The organism is Micromonospora sp. NPDC049374 (assembly GCF_040677165.1).
Classification (GTDB): domain Bacteria; phylum Actinomycetota; class Actinomycetes; order Mycobacteriales; family Micromonosporaceae; genus Micromonospora.
This window is the reverse complement of sequence record NZ_JBFAQH010000008.1, coordinates 41,133-53,985: the sequence shown is the minus strand read 5'-3', so window position 1 is coordinate 53,985 and position 12,853 is coordinate 41,133. Positions and strand designations below refer to the sequence as shown.

The 12,853-nt window shown below is 70.2% G+C and carries 13 protein-coding genes; 4 read left to right on the top strand and 9 right to left on the bottom strand.

Translation table 11 applies throughout. The annotated features are described in order from the left end of the window. Positions 1-39: 39 nt before the first annotated feature. From prcA to arc, 6 genes are all read right to left on the bottom strand, one after another. Entirely contained in the window at positions 40-873 is an 834-nt protein-coding gene (prcA, locus tag AB0J93_RS15350; protein WP_363922164.1) for a proteasome subunit alpha, read from the bottom strand. Between the two features lie 63 nt (positions 874-936). Next, complete coding sequence (gene prcB / locus AB0J93_RS15345) at positions 937-1,776, bottom strand: proteasome subunit beta (protein WP_363922162.1); 840 nt, start codon at positions 1,774-1,776, stop codon at positions 937-939. Beyond that, positions 1,695-2,276, bottom strand: coding sequence for an endonuclease VII domain-containing protein (locus AB0J93_RS15340; RefSeq protein WP_363922160.1), 582 nt, complete (start codon positions 2,274-2,276; stop codon positions 1,695-1,697). The genes prcB and AB0J93_RS15340 overlap by 82 nt, the downstream gene beginning before the upstream one ends. A 95-nt stretch (positions 2,277-2,371) precedes the next feature. Next, positions 2,372-2,587 (bottom strand): ubiquitin-like protein Pup, encoded by a 216-nt coding sequence (locus AB0J93_RS15335; RefSeq protein WP_013734319.1) that lies wholly within the window; start codon positions 2,585-2,587, stop codon positions 2,372-2,374. Positions 2,588-2,704: 117 nt separating this feature from the next. Beyond that, positions 2,705-4,222 (bottom strand): depupylase/deamidase Dop, encoded by a 1,518-nt coding sequence (gene dop, locus AB0J93_RS15330; RefSeq protein ID WP_363922158.1) that lies wholly within the window; start codon positions 4,220-4,222, stop codon positions 2,705-2,707. A 190-nt stretch (positions 4,223-4,412) separates the two neighbouring features. Continuing rightward, entirely contained in the window at positions 4,413-6,194 is a 1,782-nt protein-coding gene (gene arc / locus AB0J93_RS15325) for a proteasome ATPase (protein ID WP_363922156.1), read from the bottom strand. A gap of 178 nt (positions 6,195-6,372) precedes the next feature. Between arc and AB0J93_RS15320 the strand changes: the two genes are divergently transcribed. Next, positions 6,373-6,666 (top strand): ferredoxin, encoded by a 294-nt coding sequence (locus tag AB0J93_RS15320; protein ID WP_363922546.1) that lies wholly within the window; start codon positions 6,373-6,375, stop codon positions 6,664-6,666. Between the two features lie 28 nt (positions 6,667-6,694). Here the strand turns inward: AB0J93_RS15320 and AB0J93_RS15315 are convergent, their stop codons facing one another. The 3 genes from AB0J93_RS15315 to AB0J93_RS15305 all read right to left on the bottom strand — a co-directional run bounded on the left by AB0J93_RS15315 (position 6,695) and on the right by AB0J93_RS15305 (position 9,706). After that, positions 6,695-7,267 carry a hypothetical protein gene (locus AB0J93_RS15315; RefSeq protein ID WP_363922154.1) on the bottom strand — a complete coding sequence of 191 codons (573 nt, stop codon included), beginning with the start codon at positions 7,265-7,267 and terminating at the stop codon, positions 6,695-6,697. 256 nt (positions 7,268-7,523) lie between these two features. Beyond that, complete coding sequence (locus AB0J93_RS15310; protein ID WP_363922152.1) at positions 7,524-8,546, bottom strand: tRNA (adenine-N1)-methyltransferase; 1,023 nt, start codon at positions 8,544-8,546, stop codon at positions 7,524-7,526. After that, positions 8,543-9,706: a M50 family metallopeptidase gene (locus AB0J93_RS15305; protein WP_363922150.1), complete on the bottom strand. Its 1,164-nt coding sequence runs from the start codon at positions 9,704-9,706 to the stop codon at positions 8,543-8,545. Before AB0J93_RS15305 ends, AB0J93_RS15310 begins: the two co-directional genes overlap by 4 nt. Before the next feature lie 83 nt (positions 9,707-9,789). On the opposite strand from AB0J93_RS15305, the gene AB0J93_RS15300 reads away from it, so the two are divergent. The 3 genes from AB0J93_RS15300 to AB0J93_RS15290 all read left to right on the top strand — a co-directional run bounded on the left by AB0J93_RS15300 (position 9,790) and on the right by AB0J93_RS15290 (position 12,707). Further along, positions 9,790-10,704 (top strand): PD-(D/E)XK nuclease family protein, encoded by a 915-nt coding sequence (locus tag AB0J93_RS15300; protein ID WP_363922148.1) that lies wholly within the window; start codon positions 9,790-9,792, stop codon positions 10,702-10,704. A 79-nt stretch (positions 10,705-10,783) separates the two neighbouring features. After that, on the top strand, positions 10,784-11,980 hold the full coding sequence (locus AB0J93_RS15295; RefSeq protein ID WP_363922146.1) for a sensor histidine kinase: 1,197 nt from the start codon (positions 10,784-10,786) through the stop codon (positions 11,978-11,980). A 40-nt stretch (positions 11,981-12,020) separates the two neighbouring features. Continuing rightward, positions 12,021-12,707, top strand: coding sequence for a response regulator transcription factor (locus AB0J93_RS15290; protein WP_363922544.1), 687 nt, complete (start codon positions 12,021-12,023; stop codon positions 12,705-12,707). The last annotated feature ends 146 nt before the right edge of the window (positions 12,708-12,853 follow it).

The following is a 12,853-nucleotide window of genomic DNA, read 5'->3' as shown; positions in this document are numbered from 1 at the left end:
CGGGCGCCGCCACTGCCCGGCCCGGGGCCGGGGCGGAACTCAGGTGTCGGACTTGTCGCCCGGCTTGTCCTCCAGGTCGGCGGAGCCGGCCGAGGTGGGCGGCTTGTGCCCCTCCTCGGTCGGCGTGCTCGGGGTCTGTGCCCGGTCGCCCTCCGCCGCTGACTCGCCGGCCGCGCCGCCATCCAGCAACCCGGTCAACGCGGCCCCGGTGATCCGTCGGAAGGTACGACCCACCCGGTTGCGGTCCAGGATCGCGACCTCCAACTGGTCGCCGGCGATCGTACGGGCAGCACCGCCCTCGCCGCCGACACTGCCCAGCGCCTGCACCGCCACCCTCACCGCGTCGCCGAGCGACATGTCCGGCCGGTGGTTCGACTTCAGCACCCCGGAGATCGACTCGGCCTGACCGCCCATCGCCATCCAGCCCGGCTCGTCGGTCACCGAACCGTCATAGGTGCACCGGTACAGCGAGTCCTCCGCCGGCGTGGCACCCACCTCCGCCACGCAGATCTCCACCTCGAACGGCTTCGACTGCTCGGTGAAGATGGCGCCGAGAATCTGCGCATACGAGTTGGCCAACGCCAGACCGGTCACGTCACGGCGGTCGTAGCTCAGACCGTTCAGGTCGGCCATTCGCACACCCGCCCGGCGCAGGTTCTCGAACTCGTTGTACCGCCCCACGGCGGCGAAACCGATCCGGTCGTAGATCTCGCTGACCTTGTGCAAGGTGCTGGAGAGATTCTCGGCAACGAAGAGCACCCCGCCGGCGAAGCTGACGACCACCGCGCTGCGGCCCCGAGCGATGCCCTTGCGGGCCAACTCGGAACGGTCGCGCATGATCTGCTCGGGCGAGGCGTAGAACTGCATGGCCACGGCGGCGGCTCTCCTTCGGGCGGTACTCGGGGAAACGGGATCAGCTACAGGCGGGCGGTTGGCTCAGCCGCCCGGATTCTCCATCCGACCGGCGACGACGCTCTCCGCGATCGCCGAGGTCTCCGCGTCGGTCAGCCGGTGCGTACCCTCCGCCGTCGCGGTCATCACCACCGGGTAGATCCGTCGCGTCAGGTCGGGCCCGCCGGTCGCGGTGTCGTCGTCGGCGGCGTCGTAGAGCGCCTCCACCGCCAACCGCACCGCGTCGTCGACGGACAGCCCGGCCCGGAAGCGCTTCTTCAACGCCGACTTGGCGAACAGCGAACCCGAGCCGATGGCGTCGTAGCCAGTCTCCTCGTACGGGCCGCCGGTGACGTCGAAACTGAAGATCCGCCCGGCCCGCGCCGGATCGCTGGCCGCCAGGTCGATCCCGGCGAAGAGCGGAATCACCGCCAGCCCCTGCATCGCCGCACCAAGATTGCCGCGGATCATCGAGGCGAGCCGGTTCGCCTTGCCGTCGAGCGAGAGCATCGCGCCCTCGATCTTCTCGTAGTGCTCCAGCTCCACCTGGAACAGCCGCATCAGCTCCATGCCGATGCCGGCGGCGCCAGCGATGCCCACCAGCGAGTACGCGTCGGCGGGGTGCACCTTCTCGATGTCCCGCTGGGCGATCAGGTTGCCCATGGTGGCCCGCCGGTCACCGGCCATCACGACACCACCGGCCGCGGCGATGGCCACGATCGTGGTGGCGTGCGGGGCCAGATCGGCGGCCATGCCCGGGGGCAGCGCCCGACGGCCCGGCAGCATCTCGGGGGCCACCTTGCTCAGGAATGCCGTGAAGGAGGACGTCCCCGCGTTGGTGAACACATCTGGAAGACGCCCGGATGGATCAAAACCCGCTGCCACGTGGTTCCTCTCAGGTACGTGATGGCCCTGGCCAGCCTCGTCGGACTGTCGCGGAACTGGCCAAGACCACCGTTGCAGTTGAAGCAGAGTATCCCGCGCACCCACCCGGTGCGATGATCGTGGTCCACATGTTCCGGATCGGGGTCACCGCAGACCGCGCAGAGGCCGCCCTGCTCGGCCAGCAGCTCGTCGAACTCCCGCTGCCCGATGCCGTACCGCCGCCGCAGGTGATACTCGCGATTGCCGCCGTACAGCCGCTGGGCGGTCTCCTTGCCCCGCGCGTTGTGGCAGGGCTTGCAGTAACTGTGCCGGCCGCTGGCCTTCCGGGTGGTGCTCGGGAACTCGTCCAACGGCTTGATCTGCTCGCAGTCCGGGCACCACTTCAGACCCTGGCCCACCGGAATCGCCGACCTTCGTGCGGGGGCGATGCCGCGCTTGCGCCGGCTGGCCTGCGAGCGAGCTGTCGCACACGCCTTGCAGTAGTAGGCACGCCCGTCCACCCGGCGACTGTTGCGGTGAAACTCGGTGAGAGGCAGCGTGCGTTGGCACTGTGGGCATATCTTGTCCGACCCGGTGGGCAAATCGGACATATGCCTCATTGACCCCCTTTCTGGACATAACCCCTCACGAACTCCTCGGCGTTCTCCTCGAGGACGGAGTCGATCTCGTCGAGCAGGTCGTCGACGTCCTCGGTGATCTCGGCGTGCCGCTCGGCGACCTCCGGGTTCGCCTCGACGGTGACGTCCTCGACCTCTTCGCCCTGACGGGACTTGCCCGACTGCGACTGACCGCCGCTGTCACGAGTGGCCATCGTTGCCTCCTCCACGATCTCCCTGCGATGAACTTACCTCGCGGGAGCGACGAAACGTCCCCCGCGCGCCGGTACCGACGCGCGGGGGACGAACAGTTGGTGACGTGGGCCGGTGGGTCAGCCGCCGGTCAGGGTCTCCAGCAGATCCTTGGCGCTGGCACAACGGTCGAACAACTCTCCGACGTGCCGCCTGGTGCCACGCTCCGGCTCCATCATCGGCACCCGCACCAGCGACTCCCGGCCGACATCGAAGATCACCGAGTCCCAGCTGGCGGCGACCACTTCGGAGGCGTACTGGGCCAGGCAGCGGCCCCGGAAGTAGGCGCGGGTGTCCTCGGGCGGCTCCGTCATCGCCGTACGGCTCTCCTCGTCGCTGAGCAGCGTCTTCATCGACCCGCGGGAGACCAGCCGGTGGTAGAGGCCCTTCTCCGGGCGTACGTCGGAATACTGCAGGTCGACCAGTTGCAGCTTGTGCGAGCCCCAGCCGAGCTGCTCCCGCTCCCGGTAGCCCTCCAGCAGCCGCAGCTTCGCCACCCAGTCCAGTTCGTCGGCGCAGAGCATCACGTCGCGGCCCAGCCGGTCGAGCACGTTCTCCCACCGGTCCAGCACGTCGGCGGTCTGCTCGTCGACGTCGTTGCCGTAGCGGTCGTCGACGAACGCGCGCACCCGTTCCAGGTAGGCCCACTGCACGTCCATCGCGGTCAGCCGGCGTCCGTCGCGTAGCCGCATCAGGTGCGACAGCGACGGGTCGTGACTGACCGCGCGCAGTTCGCCGACGGGGTCGGCGATGCCGAGGTCGGGGCCGAGGGCCTTCTCCTCGATCATCGTGAGGATCAGCGCGGTGGTGCCCACCTTGAGGTAGGTGGAGATTTCCGAGAGGTTCGCGTCTCCGATGATGACGTGCAGGCGGCGGTACTTGTCCGCGTCGGCGTGCGGTTCGTCGCGGGTGTTGATGATCGGCCGCTTGAGCGTGGTCTCGAGGCCGACCTCGACCTCGAAGAAGTCGGCCCGCTGGGAAATCTGGAAACCGCTCTGGCCACCGTCCTGGCCGATGCCGACGCGGCCGGCGCCGCAGACGATCTGCCGGGTCACGAAGAACGGCGTCAGGTACGCCACGATGTCGGCGAACGGCGTCTGCCGGCGCATGAGGTAGTTCTCGTGCGCGCCGTAGCTGGCGCCCTTGTTGTCGGTGTTGTTCTTGTAGAGGTGGATCGGTGCCGTGCCGGGGATCGTGGCGGCCCGTCGCGCCGCCTCCGCCATCACCCGCTCTCCCGCCTTGTCCCAGCGGACCACGTCGCGGGGGTTCGTCACCTCGGGGGTGGAGTACTCCGGGTGCGCGTGGTCGACGTAGAGCCGTGCCCCGTTGGTCAGGATGACGTTGGCCAGGCCGAGGTCCTCGTCGGCGAGCGCCTCGGCCGGGTCGTAGGCCGCGCCGGAGTAGGTGAAGCCGCGGGCGTCCCGCAGCGGTGACTCCTCCTCGTAGTCCCAGCGGGCCCGACCACCGCGGTTCAGTTCCGGTCGGGCGCCGTAGGCGTTCACCACCTGGGAGGAGGTGACCATCGGGTTGGCGCCGGCCTGGCCGGGCACGGAGATGCCGTACTCGACCTCGGTGCCCATGATTCGTCTAACGCTCATCGACCTACCCGCTTCGTTTGCCCGACCGGTCCCCGTCATGTCGAGCGTAGTCGCCACTTCGCCAACCGGGGGCGTGGCGGTGGGGCGGGTCCGCCCCCGACCGAGGTGGTGAGGCTTGCGCGACGCGGGTTCCGGGCGTGCGACGGGGCCCGCGACGCACGGCGTCGCGGGCCCCGGTGGCGCGTACCGGTCAGAGGTACTGACCGGTGTTGCTGGCGGTCTCGATGGAGCGTCCGGCCTCGGCGCCCTTGCCGCCGGAGACGAGCGTGCGGATGTAGACGATCCGCTCGCCCTTCTTGCCGGAGATGCGGGCCCAGTCGTCCGGGTTTGTGGTGTTGGGCAGGTCCTCGTTCTCGCGGAACTCGTCGACGCAGGCGTCGAGCAGGTGCTGCAGGCGCAGTCCCTTGCGAGCTGAGGTGAGGAATTCCTTGATGGCCATCTTCTTGCCCCGGTCGACGATGTTCTGGATCATCGCGCCGGAGTTGAAGTCCTTGAAGTACAGGACTTCCTTGTCACCGTTGGCGTAGGTGACCTCCAGGAAGCGGTTCTCCTCCGTCTCCGAGTACATCCGCAGCACCACTGCGTCGATCATGGCGGCGACGGTGGCCTGGGGGTCACTGCCGTGTTCGGCCAGGTCGTCGGCGTGCAGTGGCAGACCGGGGAGGATGTACTTGGAGAAGATGTCCTTGGCCGCCTCGGCGTCCGGACGCTCGATCTTGATTTTCACGTCGAGTCGTCCCGGACGCAGGATCGCCGGGTCGATCATGTCTTCCCGGTTGGAGGCACCGATGACGATGACGTTCTCCAGCCCTTCGACACCGTCGATCTCGCTGAGCAGCTGCGGCACGATGGTGTTCTCCACGTCGGAGGAGACACCGGAGCCGCGGGTGCGGAAGACCGAGTCCATCTCGTCGAAGAAGACGATGACCGGAGTGCCTTCACCGGCCTTCTCCCGGGCCCGCTGGAAGATCAGCCGGATGTGCCGCTCGGTCTCGCCGACGTACTTGTTGAGCAGCTCGGGGCCCTTGATGTTGAGGAAGAAGCTGGTGTGCCTCTCCTTGCCCTGCCGCTCGGCGATCTTCTTGGCGAGGGAGTTGGCGACCGCCTTGGCGATAAGCGTCTTGCCGCAGCCCGGCGGACCGTAGAGCAGGATGCCCTTCGGCGGGCGCAGCTGGTGCTCGCGGAACAGGTCGGCGTGCAGGAACGGCAGCTCCACCGCGTCGCGGATCTGCTCGATCTGGGAGTGCAGGCCGCCGATGTCGGTGTAGTCGACGTCCGGCACCTCCTCCAGCACGAGTTCCTCGACCTCGCTCTTCGGAATCCGCTCGTACGCGTAGGCCGAGCGAGGTTCGATCATGAGCGAGTCGCCGGCCCGGATCGGACTGCCGATCAGGGTCTCGGCCAGGTGGACGATGCGTTCCTCGTCGGAGTGCGAGACCACCAGAGCCCGGTCACCCGGGGCACCTTCGGGACCGGCGAGGATCTCCTTGAGCATGACCACCTCGCCGACCCGCTCGTAGCCGAACGCGTCGACGATGTTGAGCGCGTCGTTGAGCAGGACTTCCTGGCCGCGCCGCAGCTCGCCGACGTCGAGCGAGGGCGAGACGGCCACGCGTAGTTTCCGTCCGCCGGTGAAGACGTCGACCGTGCCGTCGTCGTGCCGGGCCAGGAAGACGCCGTAGCCACTTGGGGGTTGAGCGAGCCGGTCGATCTCCTCCTTGAGCGTCACGATCTGCGCGCGAGCTTCCTTGAGGGTGCTCACGAGCCGTTCGTTGTTCTCGGTCAGCCGCGCCAACTGCGCCTGGGTGGCGGCCAGCCGCTCTTCGAGCTGCCGGACGTGTCGGGGGCTCTCGGTCAACTTGCGCCGCACCAGAGCGAGTTCCTCTTGAAGGAACGCGACCTGCGTGGAGAGATCGTGGGCCTCCTTCTCCCACCGTGCGGCGCGCGAGTCCGCGTCGTCGCTGCGTGCCACGTCCCACCTCCCCGGGGGGCTTGAACGTTCTGACCTAACACTAGCCGCTATGAGCCCGATTCGGTCCTCCGCAACGCGCCCGTCACCGAAGCTTGATCGCCAAGGGTGGGTCGACGGGCGGGTACGGGCATTCGGGTACCGTCGAGGGGTGGGACGGGAGAACATGGGGGGTGCACCGGTGGCCGAGGTCGCGACCGACGAGCTGCAGGTCTGGGTCGACCAGGATCTGTGCACGGGCGACGGGCTGTGCGTGCAGTACGCGCCGGAGGTCTTCGAGTTCGACGTCGACGGGTTGGCGTACGTCAAGGGTCCCGACGGTGAGCTGGTGCAGGCACCGGGTGGCCGGGTGGACGTGCCCGAGCACCTGCGCCTCGAGGTGATCGACTCGGCGAAGGAGTGCCCGGGCGAGTGCATTCACGTCGTACGCGGCAGCGACGGCGTCGAGGTCGCCGGCCCGGAGGCCGAGGACTGACCGCTGATCCCGGGATCACCCGGGCGGGCTACAGCAACGGGCGGCCGACCACCGAGGCGACCAACCGGGCGAACTCCTCCAACCGGGTGATCTGCCCGGCGCCGCCGTCGTCGAGGGTCTTACCGAAGCGCAGGGCGTCGTGGCGCGGCCCGCCGGCGGCCTCCTCGCTCGGCGGCGACTCGTCCAGCGAGGTCAGCAGCAGGTAGACGTCGATGCTGTCCACCCGGATCTCACCGTTGTCATGACGGAACAGCCGACGTCGGCAGCCGACCTCGGTGACCGAGGAGACCGGCACCACCCGCAGCGAGGAGGTCATCGAGCCCGGCGGCCCCTCCCCCGGTGGCACGTCCTCGCCGTGCCAGAGCACCAGGCGGCTGCCGTCGCAGACGACGACCTCCTGCCAGACGCCGTTCACCTCGTTGACGAAGCGTTCAAGGGTGAAGCCGAGCACCGACGCTCCGCGCAGGACGCCGCCGAGCGCTTCCAGGGCGACGTCGGGGTCGCGCAGGTAGGCCCGCGCCGCCGATTCGAGGTCGGTGTACGGAGACCAGTCGGGAAAGACCGCCGGCAGGTCGCCACCGCCGAAGCCGGGACGGCTCATGCCGGCCCTCCGCTGCGCTGCGGGCCGACATGAGGCACTAGGGCGCTGAGTTGATGATTCGCTCGCTGACGCTCACTCATGCCGGCCCTCCGCTACGCTGCGGGCCGACATGAGGCACAAAGGCGCCGAGTTGATGATTCGCTCGCTGACGCTCACTCATGCCGGCCCTCCGCTGCGCTGCGGGCCGACATGAGGCACAAAGGCGCCGAGTTGATGATTCGCTCGCTGACGCTCACTCATCGGATCACCTCCGCCGTCACGGCCTGTCCGTCTCCTGGGCCACGTCGGGTCGTATCTGCTCGGCCGGCGCCTCGTGCGGCACCACGGTCGCCTGCCGGGCCGCCTCCGCCTCGCGTAGCGCCTGGCGACGTTGCGCGTACGCCTCGGTGCCCTTACTGGGCTTGCGACGCCGTGGCGGGGCGGTGACTCCGGGGGCGAGCTTACGCGCGGAGACGAGGAACGCGGTGTGGGCGATCATCCGGTGGTCGGGGCGGACCGCCAGCCCCTCGGCGTGCCAGTCCCGGACGAGCGACTCCCAGGCCCGTGGCTCGGTCCAGCCGCCGCGCTCGCGCAGCGCCTCCACCAGCTCGGACAGCTGCGGGGTGGTGGCCACGTAGCCGATGAACACGCCGCCGGGCAGCAGCGCGCGTTCGACCATGTCGAGGTTCTCCCAGGGGGTGAGCATGTCGAGGATGATCCGGTCGAAACCGGTCTCGGTGCACTCGGCGACGTCACCGACGTGCAGGTGCCAGGCCGGGTGCGGGCCCTGGAAGAACGACTCGACGTTGCGTCGGGCGATCTGGGCGAAGTCGTCGCGCAGTTCGTAGGAGTGCAGTTCCCCGGCGGTGCCCACCGCGCGCAGCAGCGAGCAGCTCAGCGCTCCGGAGCCGGCACCGGCCTCGAGGACCTTGGCGCCGGGGAAGATGTCACCCATGGCGACGATCTGCGCGGCGTCCTTGGGGTAGATCACCTGGGCGCCACGGGGCATGGAGAGCACGTAGTCCGACAGCAGTGGGCGCAGTGCCAGGAACGCCGTGCCGCCGCCAGAGGTGGTCACCACGCTGCCGTCGGGCAGGCCGATCAGCGTGTCGTGCGCCAGGATGCCGCGGTGGGTGTGGAACTCCTTGCCCGGCTCCAGGGTCACCGTGTGCATCCGCCCCTTGGGGTCGGTCAGCTGCACCCGGTCACCGGGCTGGAACGGCCCACGCCGCACGGCGGGCGGTTCCACCTTCTCCTCGGGGAGGTCGCTGGCCGGGTGGGCGGAGTGGGTGACGGTCACGTGTTCATCTTCCGGTGAGGTTCGAGCAGTTGAGCCAGATCCGCGATGTGCAGAACGCCGACGACATCTTCGCCTGCCGTCACGACGTACTGTGCGCCCGGGTGGGTCTGCACGGTCTCCAGCACCCGTTCGCCGTCCGTGTCGACCGGGATGGCCGGCAGGTCGGCGAGGGTACGGGCGACCGTGTCCACGGCCAGCCAGGGTCGGCGGGCCTCCGGCACCGCCGCGGCGGCCGCCGGGTCGACCAGGGCCACCGGCCGGCCCGCGGAGTCGGTCACCAACAACGCGGCCGGGTGCTGCGGCTCGGTGGTCGGGTACGCCTGCGCGGCGCGGCGCTGCGCCTCGGCCAGCGGAGTGCCGGTGGGCACGGTGTGCACCGGACGGGCCAGGGTGGCCAGGTCGACAAGCGGCAGCCGCCGGTTGATCCGGGACATCCGGATCGACTGACCGGCGCCGTGCCAGAGGGTCAGGGCGACAAGTGCCGTCAGCGGCAGCGCCAGCAGGCTCAGGACGTCGATCGCGTAGAGCGCCGCCACCAGCAGCGCGGTACCGACGGCGAGGACCCGTCCGGCCCAACCGGCCACCTCGGTGGCCCGGTGCCGGTCCCGGGTCAGCGCCCAGACCACCGCGCGCAACGCCCGACCGCCGTCCAGCGGCAACCCGGGCAGGATGTTGAACAGCGCGACGATGACGTTGCTCGCCGCGAGTTGGAAGGCGAGTTGGTCGGCCACGGTGCGGTCAGGCAGGGCCACCGTCGCGGCGACGGCGACCGCGCCGAGCACGGCGGAGACGGCCGGCCCGGCCAGCGACACCATCAGATCCACCCGCGGGGAGGGTGCGTCGCGGTCCATCTCGGTGTACCCGCCGAGCAGTTCCAGGGTGATGCCGCGCACCCCGATGCCGAAGCGACGGGCGGTGAGGGCGTGGCCGAGTTCGTGGGCCAGCACCGAGCCGAGCAGCGCCAGGACGAACCCGGCGCCGACGAGGTAGCCGCCGAGCGGGGACAGTTGCAGCCGTTGGCCGGCCAGTTCGCCGTACAGGACCGTGATCAGGAGGGCGAGCAGCAGGATCGAGGCGTTCAGGTACAGCGGCACCCCGAGGATCCGGCCCACCTGCATGCCGGGGCGCTGGCCGGCCCGTGGTCGCCTGCGCTGTTCCATCGGGCTGATGCTACGCGGCGGGAGATCACGTACCGGAGCGGCGGCGGTCGACCTGTCATACCGGTGGCCTAACCTTCCGGGGCATGACGGCGGATCCGGTGATCACTCAGCAGGCCCCGACCCCGACGGAGTTGCCGGCGACGGTGCGGGCCTCGCTGTCGCCGTCGCGGGCGGCGGATTTCAAGACCTGCCCGCTGCTCTACCGGTTCCGCAGCATCGACCGGCTGCCCGAGCGGCCCAGCGTGGAGCAGGCTCGGGGCACGCTTGTGCACGCGGTGCTGGAGCGGCTGTTCGACCTGCCGCCGGCGGCCCGCACTCCGGAGGCCGCCGGTGATCTCGTGGCCGGCCAGTGGGATCGCCTGGTCACCGAGCAGCCGGAGTTGGCCGGGTTGTTCTCCGATGACGACCCGTCGACCGTGGCGGAGTTCCTCCGCTCGGCGTCGGCCCTGCTGGGCGGCTACTTCGCGGTGGAGGACCCGCGCCGGCTGGAGCCGGCCGAGCGGGAGAGCCTGATCTCCGCCGTGGTCGACGACGAGCTGCTGATTCGCGGCTACCTCGACCGGCTCGACGTGGCTCCCGACGGCGCGCTACGGGTGGTGGACTACAAGACCGGGGGTGCGCCGCGGGAGGCGTTCGAGGCGCGGGCCCTGTTCCAGTTGAAGTTCTACGCCCTGGTCCTGTGGCGCACCCGTGGCGTGGTGCCCCGGGTGCTGCGCCTGCTCTACCTCAAGGACGCCGAGGTGTGTGACTACGCTCCCGACGCCGAGGAGTTGGTGCGCTTCGAGCGGACGGTGGTGGCGTTGTGGCGGGCGATCGAGCAGGCCACCGCCGCCCGGGATTTCCGACCCCGGCCGAGCCGGCTGTGCGACTGGTGCAGTCATCAGGCCCGGTGCCCCAGCTACGGGGGGACTCCGCCACCCTTCCCGGAGCCGGCGGCGACGCCCGGTCCGCTGCGTGACGCCCGGTCCTCCCCCGCGCCACCGGGCGCCGACGAGTAGTCGCCCTCCTTCCCGGGGATGAGGGACGAGTCACCACACAAGACGATCTTTCGGCGGCGGAGGCGGCTAGCGTCGGGGCGTGGGTAACGCGCTGAGGGAGTGGCTGCGTCGCAATCCGGCGGCCGGTGACGCGCTGCTGGCCGTCGGCCTGGTCCTGGGCGAGGTCGTGTTCACCCTGCTCACTCCTCAGGAGTTCTGGCCGCGACCGTTGCCGGCGGCGCTGGGGTGGAGTGTGTTGTGCGCGACGCCGGTGGTGCTGCGCCGGGTGGCGCCGTGGCCGGCACTGCTGGCCGCGTTGGCCACGCTGCTGCTGCCGGTCGTCATCGAGGTGGCGCCCACGACGCAGAGTCTCACCTTCGTGGTGCTCACCTACACGATGGCGGCCTACCGCCCGGTGCGTCCGGCGCTGGTGGCGGCGGTGGGGTTGTGGCTTCCGGTGGCCGTGGTGAACACCGTGGTGCCGCCGGAGGGTGTTCCGCAGGTCAGTACGGCGTTCCTGATCGCGAACAACATCCTGGTGGGGATCGTGTCGTTCTCGGTGGGCCGGACGGTGCACGCGCGCCGCGCCTCCACCGAGGCGCTGCGGGAGCGGGCCCGGGTCGCCGAGGCCAATCAGCGGGCGCTGGCCGAGCAGGCGGTCGCGGACGAGCGGCGCCGGATCGCCCGGGAGCTGCACGACGTGGTGGCCCATCACGTCAGCGTGATGGGGGTGCTGGCGACCGGGGTGCGACGGGTGCTGCGCCGCGACCCGGACAGCGCCGACGAGGCGATGGCCACGATCGAGGAGACCAGCCGGGCGACGCTGCGGGAGCTGCGCCGGCTGCTCGACGTGCTGCGTACCGAGGCCGAGCCGGCGGCGGAGTTGGCGCCGCAGCCGGGCCTCGCCGGAATCGAGACGCTCACTGATCAGGTGCGGGAGGCCGGGTTGCCGGTGACGTTGACCGTGGCGGGTGAGCCGGGACAGCTGGAGGAGGGGGTGGCGCTGACCGTGTACCGGATCGTGCAGGAGGCGCTGACGAACGCCCTCAAGCATGCCGGGACGGCGACCGCGCAGGTGCGGGTGGGTTTCGGTGGCGACGCGGTGGAGGTCGAGGTCACCGACACCGGTCGCGGGCCGTCGCCGGACACCGATCGGATCGGGCACGGCCTGGTCGGGATGCGGGAACGGGTCGGCCTCTACGGTGGGATCCTGCGCACCGGCGCGCGCAGCGGCGGCGGCTACCGGGTGTACGCCCGGATTCCGGTTGAGCCGCTGCCCGAGGCGAGCCGTCGGTGAGGTGGGTCTGGTGAGCGGTGCAGTCGACGGGGAGGACCAGATGGCCGATTCGACGGGGCGGGCCCGGCCGGTGCGGATCCTGCTCGCCGACGACCAGCCGCTGCTGCGTACGGGCTTCCGGATGGTCCTCGGCGCGGAGGCCGACCTGGACATCGTCGCGGAGGCCGGCGACGGGGTGGAGGCGGTGGAGCTGTCCCGTCGGTTGTTGCCGGACGTGGTGCTGATGGACATTCGGATGCCCCGGATGGATGGGGTGAGCGCCACCCGGGCGATCGTGGATGCCCGGTTGCCGGTGCGGGTACTCATCCTGACCACCTTCGATCTGGACGAGTACGTGGTGGGGGCGTTGCGGGCCGGGGCGAGCGGCTTCCTGGCCAAGGACGTGCCGGCGGAGGATCTGGTCACCGCGATCCACACGGTGGCCGCCGGTGACGCGGTGGTGGCGCCGCGGATCCTGCGTCGGCTGTTGGACCGTTTCGCCGACGTGCTGCCGGATCCGTCCGCGACGCCGCCGAAGGCGCTGGGCGCGCTTACCGAGCGGGAGCGGGAGGTGCTCGTGCAGGTCGCCCGTGGCCTGTCGAACGCCGAGATCGCCCGGGCGCTGTCGGTGAGCGAGACCACCATCAAGACGCACGTCGGACATGTGTTGACCAAGCTCGGGCTGCGCGACCGGGTGCAGGCGGTGGTGTTGGCGTACGAGTCGGGCCTGGTCCGACCTGGGGGTTAACGCCGGCGTTGCATCCGTCACCTACCGTGACGGCCTGCGGTGGAACTCGGTTGACCCTCACGCGACGGCAACGTCCAGGATGACCGTGACCACCGGCTGCAGACTGCCGACAGCTGCCGGGTCGGGGACAACCCTGACTTCGGTTT